This is a genomic window from Lysinibacillus sp. COL-1 (genome assembly GCF_059814265.1).
Genome location: NZ_JCAWSJ010000004.1, coordinates 3,297,657 through 3,313,914, shown reverse-complemented (window position 1 = coordinate 3,313,914; position 16,258 = coordinate 3,297,657). Strand labels below are relative to the sequence as shown.

15 protein-coding genes are annotated in these 16,258 nt (G+C 35.4%); 9 read left to right on the top strand and 6 right to left on the bottom strand.

Translation table 11 applies throughout. The features are described 5' to 3' along the window. Positions 1-70 precede the first annotated feature (70 nt). The 3 genes from AC6BKE_RS24565 (at position 71) to tnpA (ending at position 3,772) form a co-directional block, all read left to right on the top strand. Positions 71-2,662 carry a hypothetical protein gene (locus AC6BKE_RS24565; protein WP_499858191.1) on the top strand — a complete coding sequence of 864 codons (2,592 nt, stop codon included), beginning with the start codon at positions 71-73 and terminating at the stop codon, positions 2,660-2,662. A gap of 3 nt (positions 2,663-2,665) precedes the next feature. After that, entirely contained in the window at positions 2,666-3,103 is a 438-nt protein-coding gene (locus AC6BKE_RS24560) for a hypothetical protein (protein WP_499858190.1), read from the top strand. Between the two features lie 195 nt (positions 3,104-3,298). Continuing rightward, positions 3,299-3,772: an IS200/IS605 family transposase gene (gene tnpA / locus AC6BKE_RS24555; RefSeq protein WP_499858189.1), complete on the top strand. Its 474-nt coding sequence runs from the start codon at positions 3,299-3,301 to the stop codon at positions 3,770-3,772. A 578-nt stretch (positions 3,773-4,350) separates the two neighbouring features. Here tnpA and rpsD read toward each other — a convergent pair. Beyond that, on the bottom strand, positions 4,351-4,953 hold the full coding sequence (rpsD, locus tag AC6BKE_RS24550; RefSeq protein ID WP_036118865.1) for a 30S ribosomal protein S4: 603 nt from the start codon (positions 4,951-4,953) through the stop codon (positions 4,351-4,353). Positions 4,954-5,426: 473 nt separating this feature from the next. Here rpsD and AC6BKE_RS24545 point away from each other — a divergent pair, with 473 nt between their 5' ends. Then, positions 5,427-7,310, top strand: a complete 1,884-nt coding sequence (locus AC6BKE_RS24545; RefSeq protein ID WP_036118866.1) for a sensor domain-containing diguanylate cyclase — start codon at positions 5,427-5,429, stop codon at positions 7,308-7,310. Positions 7,311-7,396: 86 nt separating this feature from the next. On the opposite strand, the gene AC6BKE_RS24540 is transcribed toward AC6BKE_RS24545, so the two are convergent. Next, positions 7,397-7,876: a free L-methionine (R)-S-oxide reductase MsrC gene (locus tag AC6BKE_RS24540; RefSeq protein WP_036118867.1), complete on the bottom strand. Its 480-nt coding sequence runs from the start codon at positions 7,874-7,876 to the stop codon at positions 7,397-7,399. 24 nt (positions 7,877-7,900) lie between these two features. Beyond that, positions 7,901-8,695 (bottom strand): histidinol-phosphatase HisJ, encoded by a 795-nt coding sequence (gene hisJ, locus AC6BKE_RS24535; RefSeq protein ID WP_499858188.1) that lies wholly within the window; start codon positions 8,693-8,695, stop codon positions 7,901-7,903. A gap of 163 nt (positions 8,696-8,858) precedes the next feature. Between hisJ and ezrA the strand changes: the two genes are divergently transcribed. The 5 genes from ezrA to AC6BKE_RS24510 all read left to right on the top strand — a co-directional run bounded on the left by ezrA (position 8,859) and on the right by AC6BKE_RS24510 (position 13,945). Beyond that, the gene (ezrA, locus tag AC6BKE_RS24530) at positions 8,859-10,559 is read left to right on the top strand and encodes a septation ring formation regulator EzrA (protein ID WP_036118869.1); all 1,701 of its coding nucleotides are present in this window, start codon (positions 8,859-8,861) and stop codon (positions 10,557-10,559) included. An 86-nt stretch (positions 10,560-10,645) separates the two neighbouring features. Then, positions 10,646-11,113 (top strand): GNAT family N-acetyltransferase, encoded by a 468-nt coding sequence (locus tag AC6BKE_RS24525; RefSeq protein ID WP_089934181.1) that lies wholly within the window; start codon positions 10,646-10,648, stop codon positions 11,111-11,113. A gap of 106 nt (positions 11,114-11,219) precedes the next feature. Further along, on the top strand, positions 11,220-12,374 hold the full coding sequence (locus tag AC6BKE_RS24520) for a cysteine desulfurase family protein (protein WP_036118871.1): 1,155 nt from the start codon (positions 11,220-11,222) through the stop codon (positions 12,372-12,374). Continuing rightward, on the top strand, positions 12,374-13,585 hold the full coding sequence (gene thiI / locus AC6BKE_RS24515) for a tRNA uracil 4-sulfurtransferase ThiI (RefSeq protein WP_036118873.1): 1,212 nt from the start codon (positions 12,374-12,376) through the stop codon (positions 13,583-13,585). The genes AC6BKE_RS24520 and thiI overlap by 1 nt, the downstream gene beginning before the upstream one ends. A 144-nt stretch (positions 13,586-13,729) precedes the next feature. After that, positions 13,730-13,945 (top strand): alpha/beta-type small acid-soluble spore protein, encoded by a 216-nt coding sequence (locus AC6BKE_RS24510; RefSeq protein WP_036118875.1) that lies wholly within the window; start codon positions 13,730-13,732, stop codon positions 13,943-13,945. Positions 13,946-14,015: 70 nt separating this feature from the next. Here AC6BKE_RS24510 and thiE read toward each other — a convergent pair whose 3' ends face one another. The 3 genes from thiE to thiM are packed head-to-tail and all read right to left on the bottom strand — an operon-like array spanning position 14,016 to position 16,226. Further along, positions 14,016-14,657, bottom strand: a complete 642-nt coding sequence (thiE, locus tag AC6BKE_RS24505) for a thiamine phosphate synthase (protein WP_499858187.1) — start codon at positions 14,655-14,657, stop codon at positions 14,016-14,018. After that, positions 14,647-15,471 (bottom strand): bifunctional hydroxymethylpyrimidine kinase/phosphomethylpyrimidine kinase, encoded by an 825-nt coding sequence (gene thiD, locus AC6BKE_RS24500; protein ID WP_036118890.1) that lies wholly within the window; start codon positions 15,469-15,471, stop codon positions 14,647-14,649. Before thiD ends, thiE begins: the two co-directional genes overlap by 11 nt. Next, on the bottom strand, positions 15,459-16,226 hold the full coding sequence (gene thiM, locus AC6BKE_RS24495) for a hydroxyethylthiazole kinase (RefSeq protein WP_036118892.1): 768 nt from the start codon (positions 16,224-16,226) through the stop codon (positions 15,459-15,461). Before thiM ends, thiD begins: the two co-directional genes overlap by 13 nt. Positions 16,227-16,258: the final 32 nt, after the last annotated feature.

Sequence of the window (16,258 nt, the reverse complement as noted above, 5' to 3'; positions counted from 1 at the left end):
GTAAAATAGTATTGATTTCCCCTTTATAAAAGATGACAATAAAAATAAAAGATAAAAAGGGTGTTTGTTAGTGTCAAAAAATGTAGATTCTAAGCAAATAGAAAAATTTGATCTTAAATTCTGGAGACGAGTTGAAGTATCTATTGATAAAATTCTTGAAATGACTATGCCTGTACTACAACTTAGATTTAAGAATATACTTAATAATACTCCACTTCTTGAATTGGATGAACTAGGTGAATTATTAAATGTCGACTTAAATGGGAAAAATAAAAAGGAAGAAAAAATTGAGTGCTTTAGTTTAATTTCCCCGGATGTAATAAAGGAGATTATTATTTTACGAGAATTTTTGAGTAGGAAGAAAAAAACTGTTATACGATATTACAATTCTATAGCAGTAAACTACGATAAAATTTATGAGAAATCTCAAATATGTCAGTTATATCAAATGATGAATGAAAATAGTACTCATATTAATGAAATTTATACATGGCATCATTGGGATAGTAAAGGAACAGGGATACAGTTTTTATTAAATAAAAGCGTAAACTACGAAAAATGTAAAAAAATCCCTACTGAATTCAAAAAGGTTTTTGTAGATTTTATGCACTCTAATTCAAATCAAGAAAATTATTATAATGTATATTCGTATGCAACACATGAGAAAAAAAAGCTTGTGATAATGGTATACCGACAAATAAACGATGTGATAAGACCAGATTTTGATGAACCACTTAGAAACAAAGAAGTAGCACCAATAATGTTTCAAATTGATATTACAGATGGCATTTTAGAAATTAGATCGAAATTTCAAAAAGAAAAAATTGGAATACGAAGATATGTAGAAAAAACATTTGAAACTTCATTAACTGAAATAAAGCCCGAATTATTTACTAAATATCAACCAGAAGTAGTAAAAGGCGCTTTTTTAGAGGGAATAACACCTAATGGACAAGAAGTCAGCGATTTTATTGTAAACAAAATTGTGTTTAGAAGTAGTCCCTTAGTTAATTCCCCAGGTCTAACTTTTCTACTGGATAATGGAGATGTCTTAAAATCAGTAAGAGATGCGCATTCAAAAGATTGTATTGATTTAGAAAGTATTAAAGATTTAGAGAGTATAACATTTAAATCTTCAAAAGTGAGTAGAACAATTAGGTCGACAGTATTAGAAGAAGGAAATATCATGTTCTCTTTAGATGATAGTGGGATCGAATTAAAATTAAAAAAAGAGATAGAAGAAAAGTTTTTCTTGAAATTTGGAATACCGTTAAATAAATTGATTTCAAATTCTAAATTTATGGCAGGGAAAGCGGATCTGACAGATTATTTGATGACTTTTTCATCAAGAAAAGATTTTACAGAAATAGAACAAGGAATTTTTAATAAATTATTACAGGATAAAATTATTTTTGAAAAATCTGAAAAGAGTATTTCGTGTAAAAATCCGGAGTGTGACTATTCAGATGAGACTGACTTTGATTTACAAGAATGTCCAAGCTGTAGTAATACTGGGCTAAAAATAATTGAGTATAACTCACTCAATACCTCAATTGACACTGTTAGAACTTTTGTTAAGAATCTCATTTCTTCATTTTGTAATGAAACAGCGTGGGAATTAAATAAGGATACTGAAAAAACATATAATAAAAATAAGTATAAATTCATTAATTTAGATAACAAACAAACAAATGAATCGTTGCAAATACTTATTCAACAAGGAGCAATATCTAATAGTGTTCTTGAGAAAATAAATCGTACTTTAACCCCTACGGTAATAGTATTTGTTGGGGTTCAGGAGAAATATCTGGATAAATATAATAATAATTGTATTTTTCCAATAAGTTTTGGAAGAGTCTATAATATGGAAGAACCAAAGAATTTTTTTGGACAAATTTATGCTTCTATAGAACATCGAGCAAAATCTTATTTATCAAGTGTTGCAGGAAAATCGTTCGACATATTACGAAATTTACCTGAACCGGAATTGATTGAGGATAAGTATTCACCTTCTGATTTTGAGGATGATGTATTCAATATTATAAAAGATATTTTTCCGAATGCTGAAAAATGGGGCAAAAAAATGTCAGGAAAAGAAGTACCTGAAGGAATTTTCGCTTTAACCTATACAGTACAAGGGGCTGAAGAACAAAAGAAACAGTATGTTTTTTCCTATGACTGTAAATTAAATAAGACTTCTAAAGGATACGACTTAGGTAAAGATGAGCAAAGGAAAGCTTATGATTACGTCGAAATGCTAAATCAAATAAAATATATTACAAAATTTAGTAATGTTAAGCAGTTAAGTGCACATATATTTATTTGTAATAACTTTAATAGTAATAATTATGATACTATGGCAAGTCATTTTTATAGAAAGCTTCCTGAAAATTATGATACAAGGCCAATTTTCTTACCTATCGAAGTCTTTATATTTTTACATTCAGAATATAGAAAAAATTACCGACAAATTCATAATTCAAGGAACATTTTTATGGAAGCACTATATAAAACCTTAATAACAGATAAATTAGTTATTGATATAGAAGATATAAAAGAGATTATGGAACAAGCACTTGACAAAGATCTTGCTGATTATTCAGAGCTAGATACTACTAAGGTAACAAAGGATGTAGTTAAAGAACTTTCAAAGAGGGGATGAACAATGGATTATCATATAAGAACCTCTGCAGTAGATGATTATGAAAAAATATTTATAAAGAATATAGAACAAACGATTAAAAAGATGGTAAATAATGAATTTCTTTTAAAAAAAGATTACTTCGAATTAAGCATTGCTTTTTATGAAGACTTTCTTATCACGATTCGAATTGAAGATGGAATAATAACTGAACTTAGGGAAAATAGTTATGAATCTTTTATACCCGATTCATTTTTAATTAACTTATCAAATGTTGACAGGTTACCTCCAAGATTAAATAGGTATAAAAATTTAGGTTTAGGAAGGTTTAGAAATGAAATTAAGCAATCTTTAAAACATGGAAAAATAATAGCTAATAATGAAAATGATGCTTTTTGGCAAGATTACAATATAACTTTAAAGATTGATCAAAATATTCATCTTGCAGATGTAGTTATTTAGGATTTATAATTGAAAAGACACTAACATTATTTTAGCCATTTCTCAATTGAGATATGGCTTTTATTGTGTGCTTTGAAAACCCCCTGCTATGCAGGGGGTTCCGGAAAGCTTTTAGCTATGGACAATAAAAAAACTCCAAACGTACAATAAAGTCAGGTCTAGTCAACCGACTTCGTACGAAAGGAGCCACCATAAATGGATAATAAAAGTTTAGCACATACAACGTGGAATTGTAAGTATCATATCGTCTTTACGCCAAAGTATAGAAGGCAGATTATTTATGGTCAAATTAAAGCAGATGTTGGAAGAATATTGCGCCAATTATGTGAAAGAAAAGATGTAGAAATCATAGAGGCAACAGCCTGTCCTGACCACATTCATATGTTGGTAAGTATTCCACCGAAATTGAGTGTATCTGCGTTCATGGGTTATTTAAAAGGGAAGAGTAGTCTAATGATTTTCGACCGACATGCGAATTTAAAGTATAAATACGGTAATCGTCAATTCTGGTGTCGAGGATACTATGTGGACACAGTCGGCCGAAATAAGAAAAAGATACAAGAGTATATAAAAAATCAATTACAAGAAGATATCTTGCAAGATCAAATGACGATGAAAGAATTCATTGATCCATTCACAGGAGAAGAAATCAAGAGAAAGAAAAAATAAGTAAGCCGCTTTAGCGGTTTGTGTGAAAACGGAGTGCGGTTGGCAGACCATTCGGAATGTCTTTAGACATGGGCCAGTACCCCAGCGTTTCACGCGCAGAGCAAACCACCAGTTATACTGGTGGTTCTGATTTTTAACTTTTATGGAAGAATATTAAATTCATCTTATTGTTGTGAATAATTCGTTCAATTATTGGTCCGATTCTTTAGAGGGAAAAGCAATTACCTCCTGAAGAGCCTTGGATAGTCTATTTACATAACAAAAAAGATTGAAGTTAATGTTTGCTCCAATCTTTTTTACTCACACATTCCTATACAAACTCTCGCCATATTTTTATAAGCCCCATTTAGCCCCAAACTAAACCTTAACATTAGGTGTGGTTAAAGTGCCTTTATGCCTTGCTTTAACTCACTTATTACTATGCACACGTTAGCCCCATTTATTAGCCCCACTTAGCCCCAATATAAAGTGTTTTCTTTCTTTAAATTGCACAATTGATAAAATAGAAAAAGCCCCGAAAACCTTGATTTAACAGGGTTTCTAGGGCTTTTTGTGTTACTCTTTGCAGAGCAAACTCATTAACGAGAGTAGTACTCTACGATGAATGATTCGTTGATTTCAGCTGATAATTCAGAACGCTCAGGAAGGCGAGTGAATGTACCTTCTTTTTTGTCAGCGTCGAATGTTAAGTAGTCAGGTACGAAGTTGTTTACTTCGATAGCTTCTGCTACAACAGCAAGGTTTTGAGATTTTTCACGAAGAGAAATCGTTTGACCTGGTTTTACGCTGTATGATGGGATATCAACGCGTTTGCCATCTACTAAAATGTGACCATGGTTAACTAATTGACGAGAACCACGACGAGTACGAGCTAAACCTAAACGGTAAACTAAGTTGTCAAGGCGAGTTTCAAGAAGGATCATGAAGTTTTCACCGTGAACACCTTTCATTTTACCAGCACGGTCAAATAGTGTACGGAATTGACGTTCGTTCATACCATACATATGACGAAGTTTTTGCTTCTCTTGAAGTTGTAAACCGTATTCTGATAATTTTTTACGTTGGTTTGGACCGTGTTGACCTGGTGCGTAAGGGCGTTTTTCGATTTCTTTACCTGTACCGCTTAGTGAGATACCAAGACGACGTGATAATTTCCAAGATGGACCTGTATAACGAGACATATTGTTGTCTCCTCCTTTAAATTTGGTTTTTTTGTTGTAAAACAAAAACCAGTAGTACCCATTCTTACACGCATTTTATTTTCATGTATTTTCGCCTATGCAGCCGTTAGGTTACGCAATACACCATCTAATTTCCGTTGCTAGAAGAATCTAAGTAGTTGTACATATGAAAATAGAGGAATAAAATACAGTTATAAGCTTATACCACTGCTGCGTTTATTTTACACAAACTCCATTGTAACTGCTCAGGACAAGGACGTCAATTATTAACATATAAAATTTCATCATGAGTTTTCATAGTAGGAAATTCCTTAAGACCTATTTCAAATGATGTGAAAATAGTTAATGATACGCTGTGTAATGTAAAATGTAAAAGTAAGGGATAATTACATAGTCAAAATGACACAAATTATGTATAATATATTATAAGTTAATAGTAATTGATTTGGACGTTATATAGAAAAGGTGATTTCATGACAGACCATTTACAAACGCTAAAATATATAAAATCTGATGTTTTGAGCTTTTGGGTGAGTTCTAATGAAGAACAAGCTAGTTTTAATGGGTATTTTTATTCATTAAAACAGTGTCTAAAGAAGCACTTGAAAATTGATAATGCAGCTTTTCTCAGCTTTGAAGGTAATTCATTAATACCTATTGAGGAGATGGCTTCATTAACAATTGAAACAAAGCTAAATGCTGTGTCATGGCTGATGATCGAAGCTAGTTTTTATCAACAAAAAGTAGTGAAAATTCCTTATATAATAAAAGCAAGACAGGCCTATTCAATGATGACAGATATGGTGCTTTTCCAAGCAGAGGGCAAACATCCCATTGGTGTATTACTTGTGGAGGCATCAGAGTCTTGGAATGACTTTATGACCTCGGATTATGGTGAAGAGTGTATAGAAATACTTTCGAAGGTTCTTCAAATGATGAGGGACAATTTAGATGTCAAAATAAACGAAGATCAATATAGAAAACTCTATAATATGACTGATTTATTTCATTCAACAATGGATATTGATTTAATTTTAGAAAATGTATTGAAAAATATAAGGGATAATTTCCCTGAGTTTAATGTAGAGCTTATATTATCGAATGATCAAGATCGACATACGACCATCGATATTAAGCTTTTTGATTATTTATCAGAAAGACCTGCTACAATTGAGGCTTTTGTATCAGGAGAGTTAACAACAGAACTAGCGAGTGATTTAAATTGTCGATTGTTAAATGCGCCGATAAAGGGCAGGCAAGCTATCTATGGCATCTTGCAAGTAAGTGCACCAACGACTTATCTTTTTTCAACGACTGAAAAAGACTTCGTACGAATGCTTGCACAAGCGTCAGGAAATGCACTTGAAAATGCAAAATTATATCATCAATCGCATCGTCTTGTAAGCGATTTACAACTCATCAATGAAACATCACATCGTTTAAATATGCGGATTGACATTCATGAAATGTTACTTTTCCTACAAAAGCAGTTACTGAAATCTTTTCAACCAATGGAAGTTTGTTTTGCATTTAAAAAAAATGATACGTTTGAAGTGACGGGCGCAAGTACATCTTTGTTCAATGCAGAAGAGGGGCAGACCTATATAAAACATGTTGAGCAGCATTTTGCTCAAACGAATGATCCACTGTTTATTGCCGATTTCAGTCGTTTAACAGCGAATCAAATTGAGTACCGTTCCATTATGGCGATCCCTATATTAATGGAAGAAAAGATCAATGGTTTTAGTATTGTCTTACATAAAGAGCCATATTTCTTTTCGTTCGATAGTTTTAAATTAATGCAATCGTTAATTCATCACTCCTCTTTAGCCATTGCAAATTCAATTTTACGAACACAACTTCAGGAAATGGTCGATTTGGATCATTTAACAAAACTATATGCACGCAGTTATCTCGATCAATTTGTAGAAAAGTCGCTTGAATACGACCAGTCTGGGATGTTCTTGTTAATTGATATTGATAATTTTAAGCGCATCAATGATACGTACGGTCACCAAGTAGGGGATAAAATTCTTGTGCAAATTGCACTCCAATTGAAAGAGACGATTGGTAGTCGTGGGATTTGTGCAAGATGGGGCGGAGAAGAGATGTCTGTTTATGTACCAAATATCAAGGAGCAGGAAGCATTAGAATTAGCATCCGCCATTGTGGAGGTTATTCCGAGTACTACAGATCCACAAGTAACTATTTCTGCGGGCCTCATAACATGGGATGAACGAGACCGACCAGCATTCCAATCTGTTTTTTTACATGCTGATACAGCCTTATATGAAGCGAAAAATAGTGGGAAAAATCGTTTTTGCATTCATGACGGCTCTTATCAAACTAATGTATAGGCGAATAAGTCGAAATGTCTATGGCTGTACAAATAATTTGCCCTGAAATGACAATATAAAACATTTCAGGGCAATTTTTTAATATTTTATAAATGAAGAAGTAATGTTTGGACAAATTGTTCTAAGCCATTGCGGTCTTCCTCTGAAAAACGGCTCACAATGGGGCTATCAATGTCAAGGACACCAATGATCTTGCCTTGTTTTATCAATGGAATCACAATTTCGGACTGTGAAGCAGCATCACAGGCAATATGTCCTGGAAATTCGTGCACATCTTTGACAACAATCGTTTCTTTCGTTGCCACGGATGTTCCACAAACGCCACGACCAATGGGGATTCTCACGCAGGCTGGAAGACCTTGGAATGGTCCGAGTACAAGCTCATTTTCTTGTAGGATATAAAAGCCAACCCAGTTAATGTCAGTTAAAAACTGATTTAAAAGTGCTGAGGCATTACTTAAATTGGCGATCAAATCTGTTTCGCCAGTCAGTAGTGCATCTAATTGTTTGGATAATGTCAGATATTGGCCAGCAATTGATCCTTCGTAATTAATTTTTGTAAACATATAAGCACCTCGTTTAAAAATTATTTATATTGGTAATATAACATTATGATGTTGATGTAAGTCCGTTGCGCTATGTGCATCCGAACCAAATACATATGGCAGTTCAATAGCTTGACTATACTTGATAAAAGTAAATGGAGGGTAAGGCTCCTGACAATATTGTTTGCTTAAACCAGCACTATTTATATCTAGCTCATAGCCCCCACATTTCATGCTGTCTAATACTTCTTTGATGCGTGAGGCATCATTGATTTTTTCATTATGCACTAGCTGAAATTTATGAACAAGAGATGGATGCCCAATCCGCTTCGGCTTGTATGGACCAAGATCGGCCTTAATGGATTGTAGGACAGTATCATAATATAAATCATAAACCTGTTTAACAGAGCCGACTTTTTTTGAAAAATCAATAAAGCACTCAGGAGAAAAGTCGATACAGACAAAGGAATCTTGCCATTGCAAAAAATGGACAGACAAGATCGCATCATCTAAAAAATGTCCATATGTATCAAGGAATTGCCGAGTTTCTTGTTCAAAACCTTGGATATAGTCAACTTCTAACCCAATTCGGATGCGAATATCTTGTGCATACTGTTTTTGTAGGTGTTGCAATTCCTCAAAGTAGGGCATGAGATCATGTGGATTCATTCCGCTATCTTTTTGCGGGGTAGGATCGACAAAATTTTTTGGTAATGGGGCATGTTCAGTAAAGGTGATATCAGTGAAATGGTGAGAAATTGCTTTTTCAATATATTGCACGAAAGAGTCTGAACTGCCATGTGGACAAAAAGGACCATGTATATGCCCATCACGTTTCATAATTTACCACTCCTTTAGCTCTATAGATGCGCTATTTAAGTATTTCACAATAGCGAAAATACAGTTTTCTGAAAAACACTTAAATTTTAGTACAAAAGGCGAAAACATAGTATATAATAAAGACAACTAGCCAATTCGTTTATTGTAGAATAGGAGGCTTACGATGGAGTATATCATCATTCCGATTATCCTACTATTAATTTTAGCCATAGTAGGATTTATGATGCGAAGAAAACATGTTGCAATCATTGCAAAACTTGAAAATGAAAAATTACAAATTCAACATAATCCTATAAATGAAGAAATTTCAAAAGTAAAATCTTTAAACATGAACGGTGAAACGGAAGAAATGTTTGAACGATGGCGTAATACTTGGGATGAGGTCATCGATGTACATATGACTAAAATTGATTCATTGCTGTTTGATGCTGAGGATCAAATTAATCGACTTCGTTTTAAAAAAGCGACGTTTATAGAACGTGAAATTGAAGATTATATTGAGAAATGCGAACAAGATAAAGATAAAATTTTAGAAGAACTAAATGAATTAATTGGCAGCGAAGAAAAAAATCGAATTGAAATTGAACAATTAAAGGAATATTATCGCTCTGCAAGAAAGACTTTGCTTGCTCACCAACATTCATTTGGTGTAGCGTTACCTGCACTTGAGAAAAAGCTAGAAACATTTGTACAAAAGTTTGAAGAGTTTGATGTATTGACAAATGATGGGAATTATTTGCAAGCACGCGAAATTGTCATTAGTTTAAATCAAGAATCACAGCAGACCTTTGAATTTATTAATGATGTCCCAACTATTTTAACGGAATTACAAGTGAAGCTACCAGGAGCGGTTCAGGAATTGCGGAATGGTCAACGTGAAATGGAAGATCAATCTTACTATTTACAGCATTTAGAATTGACTGAGGCATTAAATAAGTATGAAAAAGAGTTTGATGAATTAAAAAAAGACTTAGCAGCGCTTAATTTAACAGTAGTTAAACCTCGTGTGACAGAAATAAATGAAGAAATCGATCATTTTTATGATTTACTTGAAAAAGAGGTTATTGCTAAAAATTACGTTGATCAAAATTGTGAGCGTTTATTAAGCTCCATCACTAATGTTATTTCTTCAACAAAATTAGTGAATGATGAAGCGACCTATGTGCAACAAAGTTATCATTTGAACGAAAAGGATGCAGAAATTCCGAAAGCTGCATTAAAGCAATTGGAAGCATTACAACGTCGCTACGACTTATTAGCTATGCGTGTGAGAGAAGAAAAATCTGCTTATTCTAGTTTACAGGAAGAATTAATCGAAATTAGTGAAGAGCTTGAACGAATTCATGAGGAGCAAGGACATTTATCAAATACAATGAAGAAGCTTCGAATTGATGAAAATAAAGCCCGCGCTCAAGTTGAGAATTTAAAGAAAATATTACAAGATACAGATCGCTTATTGAACAAGGCCAATATCCCAGGAATCCCTGAGGAAATGGATGCACGTCTTGATGAGGCTGCAGAGCACATCTACATTGTTATGCAAAGCCTGCAAGAAGTACCACTAAATATGGGGACTGTTCATAATAATTTAAATGCTGCCACACTGTGTGTAGAGGATGTAAAAGTCAAAGCACATGAGTTAATAGAAAATGTTATGCTTATTGAACGTATTATTCAGTATGGAAATCGTCATCGTGCTTCGAATCCAACATTGAATGCGCGTTTAAAAGAAGCTGAAGAGGCATTCCATCAATTCCGTTATGCGAAAGCATTAGAAGAAGCAGGAACAGCTGTTGAAGAGATGGAGCCAGGTGCTTTAAAACGTATTCAAGAAATGGTTGCAGAAGAGTCTATGTCAAATTAATTCAAATAACTGTTAGCTGTCTAAAAAGTATAGCGATTACTTTTTAGACAGCTTTCTTTTTAAATAGAGGGAAAGGTGTGATACGGTTGAAGCTGTCGCTACGAGAAATGAATGAGAAGTATGCGAGTGAAATTTTACAATGGCATTATGCAGCACCATATGATTTTTATAATAATGATTTATCAGATGAAACCTTACAAGAAATGCTCGAAAATCCCTACTATGCTATCTTTAATGAGCGGGAGGAGTTAATCGGCTATTATTGCACAGGCACAGCCGCACAAGTACCGAAAGGACATGACATTGGGGCATATGCAGAATGCTATGTAGATATCGGCATCGGTATGAAGCCCAATCTAACTGGTCAAGGCTTAGGGACGGCATTTTTTTCGTTTATTGTCAAAACAATTCAACAAGAGCATCAACTACCGCTTCGTTTAACTGTGGCCCGATTTAATAAGAGAGCCATTTGTCTTTATGAAAAATTCGGCTTTGTCAAAGATAGTGAATTTAGTACACCAACAGTCTTTATTACAATGTTGAAAAAAGTGTAATATGCTATTTAAAATTTGAAGAATCGTGAAAGTTAGTGGTCAATCGCCAAAGATTGCGTTATGATAAATACCGTTAAATCAACGTTTTGAAAGTGTGTGAAAAGTGATGGTTAAGACAATTTATTTAGATAATAGTGCAACAACAAAACCTTTAACAGAGGTTATGCAGACATTTATGGTAGTGAATGAGCAGTATTATGCCAATCCTGCATCCATCCATGCCATGGGAGTTGAAGCAAATGATTTATTAATGCGTGCACGTGAGCAAGTAGCAGATATTTTGCAGACAGAGGCAAAAAATGTGCTATTTACTTCAGGTGGGACCGAGTCAAATAATGCAGCTATTTTTGGTATAGCACGTAGTAATACACATATAGGAAAGCATATTTTAACGACTGAAATAGAACATCCATCGGTTTTAGAAACAGTTAAACAGCTTACAAAAGAGGGCTATGAGGTTGACTATCTTCGAGTTGATCAACATGGAGTCATTTCTTTAGAGGAGCTGCGTGCTAAAATACGTAAAGATACAATTTTAGTCAGCATTATGCATGTGAATAATGAAATGGGTGCTATCCAGCCTATTAAGGAAGCAGCAGCAATGATTCATGAAATGAGTAGAGCAGCTCTTCATGTTGATGCTGTTCAAAGCTTTGGGAAATTAGCTGTGTCCTTTAATGGAGAAGAAGGTCCAGACAGTATTGCTATTTCTGGTCATAAAATTCATGGCTTTAAAGGCTCAGGTGTATTAGCCTTTCGTAAAAGCATGAGATGGCAGCCTTATGCACTTGGTGGAGGTCAGGAATTTGGTTTGCGAAGTGGTACTGTAGCGGTACCGCAAGCAGCTGCATTAGCAAAAGCGGCTCGATTAGCAGTAGAAACATTGAATGACCGTGCAATGAAATACCGTCAATGGCAAGATGAAATTCGTACGCAACTAAAAGGATACGGAGAGGCAGTGCATATTTTATCGACTCCACAAGGAGCTGCACATATTTTATCGTTCAGTGTTCGTGATTTAAAAGGGGAAGTCATTATTAATGCTATGCAAAAACGTGGCATCATTGTGTCAACATCAAGTGCTTGTTCATCGAAGCAAACGAAAACAAGCCATGTTGTCGAGGCTCTGCACCTTGATGAGCATTATAAAAAAGGTGTAATTCGTATGAGCTTTGGTGCGCATAACACAGCACAAGATATAGAAAAGTTTAAACAAGTACTAGCAGAAGTCATGCTGGAACTCAAAGGAGAAATTAAGTAATGATTTGGAAAGAAATTTTAATTCGATATGGTGAGCTTTCTACAAAAGGTCGCAACAAAATGGATTTTATCCGTCGCTTACGTGAAAATATTCGTCATGCTTTTGCCGATCTAGGACAGCTGCATATTCGTACAGAGCGTGATCGTATGTTTATTGCTATAGAAAACGAAACACAAATGCAGGCACTTGTAACAGGCTTACCTAAAATTTTTGGTATTCAATCTTTTAGCCCTGTGGCTGCATGTGAAAAAGATATAGAAAGTATGAAGAAACTTGCCATCACTATAATGGAGACATTTAAAGATGAGCAGCATACATTTAAAGTAGAAGTGAAACGTACCGATAAAACATTTCCTTTAGAATCTCATGCCATCCAACGTGAGATTGGTGGCTATGTTTTACCGCAATTTCAAAATTTATCAGTCAAAGTGAAGCAGCCTGATATTGAACTACGTGTAGAAGTTCGTCATGATGCAACATATATGATGGCACAAGTTATTCCTGGCGCAGGTGGAATGCCTGTAGGGTCTAATGGAAAATCTTTATTAATGTTATCTGGTGGTATTGATAGCCCTGTTGCAGGTTATTTAATGATGAAGCGAGGCGTGCGATTAGAAGCGATTCACTTCTTTAGTCCACCATATACAAGCGAAAATTCATTAGAAAAAGTAAAGGTACTTGCCAATGAACTAACGAAATTTGGTGCTAGTATTCGTTTACATGTCATTCCATTTACTGAAATACAAGTTCTTATTAAAGAGAAAGTGCCTTCTAATGTATCGATGACAACAACACGCCGTATGATGTTGAAAGTAGCTGATCAGGTGCGTGAGGAAATTGGGGCACTTGCCATTGTAACAGGTGAAAGTCTTGGGCAGGTAGCGAGTCAAACGCTTGAAAGTTTAACAGCGATTAATGCTGTAACGAATACACCTATTTTGCGTCCGTTAATTTCATCAGATAAACTCGAAATCATTGATATTGCAGAAAAAATCGGCACATACGAAACATCTATTCAGCCATTTGAAGATTGCTGTACGATTTTTACACCTACAAGTCCAAAAACAAAGCCGAAGCTTGAAAAGGTCGAGCATTATGAAAGCTTCTCTGATTTTGATGAGCTAATCGAGCGAGCAGTAAAAAATCGAGAGGTCTATATTTTCCCTAAGAAAGAAGAGCAACAACAAGATAAGTTTGCAGAACTATTATAAGGATTCAAAGCCGTCTCAAAGTCCATTTTGAGACGGCTTTTTTATATTACTGGCTAGATGCCATTAGAGGTACAATTTACCTTTAAAATTTTCGTATTAAAAATCGAATATCGCACATTCTATATTCACAAGGAGGTGAGACACATGACTTCAAACAACAACCGCAGTTCAAACAAGCTTGCAGTACCTGGTGTACAACAAGCACTAGATCAAATGAAATACGAAATTGCACAAGAATTTGGTGTTCAATTAGGAGCTGAAGCTTCAGCTCGTGCTAACGGTTCCGTTGGTGGTGAAATCACTAAACGTCTTGTACAAATGGCAGAATCTCAATTAAAAGGTATGCCAAACAACCAATAAATGCTGACTAAGCATTTATAAACTTAAAACCAGTGACCGTAAAAGGCACTGGTTTTAGTTTGTTTATAGATCATTTTTTTATGCGAGATAATGACGTAAATGTAGATACAGTGTGTGCAATGTCTTGACTTTCACAGATAGCAGAAATAACGGCAACACCATCAGCACCTGCTTGAAAAACAGAATGTGCATTTGTACAAGTAATCCCACCAATCGCTACAATCGGTAATTCAGGATAAAGATGATGAGCTTGCTGTAAAAAATTTGTACCGCATGGTGGTTGTGCATCACTTTTAGATGTTGTTGCAAAGATTGGACCAATTCCTACATAATCAGCATGATGGTCTATAGCTGTTTGTAATTCTTCCTGTGAATGTACAGAAACACCAAGTATCATGTTCCTGATTTTTTTACGTGCTATTTCAACATCTAAATCATCTTGTCCAATATGAACGCCATCGGCACCAATTCGCAAAGCGAGCTCTATATCATCGTTAACGATAAACGGTACATTATACTGCTGACAAAGTTTTTGACATTGGCGTGCAAATTGTTCATAGGCTAATCCAGTTAAGGCAAGAGACCCTTTCTCGCGAAATTGAAACATCGTAATGCCAGCTTGCAATGCCTTTTCGAGGAGATGGATGGGATTTTGTTGAAAAACATTGCCTGTCCCCATAATAAAATAAAGCTGTAAATCCTCACGTTTCATGAATAATTACCTCACAGGCTTCCTTATGCTGTTGATAAGCGAAATGATTTGTAGGTCCGTGCCCGTTGCCGATGGCTAAATCATGCATAATCGCTAATTGAATAAATTTTTTAGCTTCTATAATAGCCTCTTCCATCGCTAAACCTCGTCCAAGAAAAGCAGTGAGTGCTGCTGAAAATGTACAGCCAGTACCATGTGTATTTTTGGTTTGGATTCGTGGAGACTGCATCGAAAAAGATTGTCCATTTTTGAAAAATACATAATCAATGGCATAAAGTGGTTCTGCTAAATGCCCACCCTTTACAATGACGCATTGTACACCTAGCTGTAAAAAGCTTTGAGCCACTTGTTTCATATCCTCAAAATGGCGAATGGTTCTCCCCGTGAGAGCCTCTGCTTCGGGTATATTTGGCGTAACAATCGTAGCTAGTGGTAGTAAAGATGAGCGTAACGCCTCAATAGCTTCTTGCTGTAATAAGCTTTCTCCACCTTTTGCAATCATCACGGGATCCACAATTAGTGGTATGTTTAATTCACCGATCATGCGTGCGATGGCTTGGATAATACCAGAGGAATAAAGCATGCCTGTTTTCATTGCAGCAATCGGAAAATCTTCGACTAACGCTTGAAATTGTTTTTCCACAAACGAAATGTCAATGGGGAAAACACCTGTCACGCCTGTTGTATTTTGTGCAGTTAAAGCTGTAATAACGGAAGTGCCGAACACCTCTAATTCCTGAAATGTTTTTAAATCAGCCTGTATACCAGCACCGCCACCACTATCTGATCCAGCAATCGTCGTTACAATATGCATGATGCTTCACCATCCTTTGATAAACGATGTATAGCATTAAGCAAAGCTATTTGAAAATCACCGATATCTGCAGTGAATGCAGAAGCTAGTACTGCTGCCTTTTTATAGTAAGTGAGTGTTTCTGCTAATTGGTTGTATGGCTTGTTACCTGCGACATAGGCAGCACCACAAAGCGCACTAAGTAAACAGCCAGTACCAGTGACCTCTGTCATTTGTGGGTGGCCACCAGCTATCCACTGGCTATGCTCACCATTTGTTATAAGATCACGTTCACCTGTTACAATAACGATACAATTATATCGTTGTGCCACTAGTAATGCTTCCGTCTCCAGTGACATGGAGCCATGACCACTATCTACACCTTTCTGTTGCCAATCTACATTGGCTATAGCCGCAAGCTCACCGATATTACAGCGAATTACGGCAAATTGTATGTTTTCAAGTAAGTATTGAACGGTTTCCTTGCGATAAGTTGTAGCCCCTGCCCCAACTGGATCTAATATAACTGGAATGCCAAGTGCATTAGCTTTTTTTCCTGCTAACAGCATGGCGTTTTTGGTGCGAGTATTGAGTGTCCCGATATTAATTAATAATGCTTGTGCCATTGCTACCATTTCCTCAACCTCTTGGCTATCGTCAGCCATAACGGGCGAAGCACCTAATGCTAATAAACCATTTGCTTGGAAATTTGCCACCACATAGTTTGTGATGCAATGAATAAGTGGTTGCTGTTGACGAATTGTTTGAAATATCATTTTAATTTTAGTCCTCCTTTGTGGATGGACGT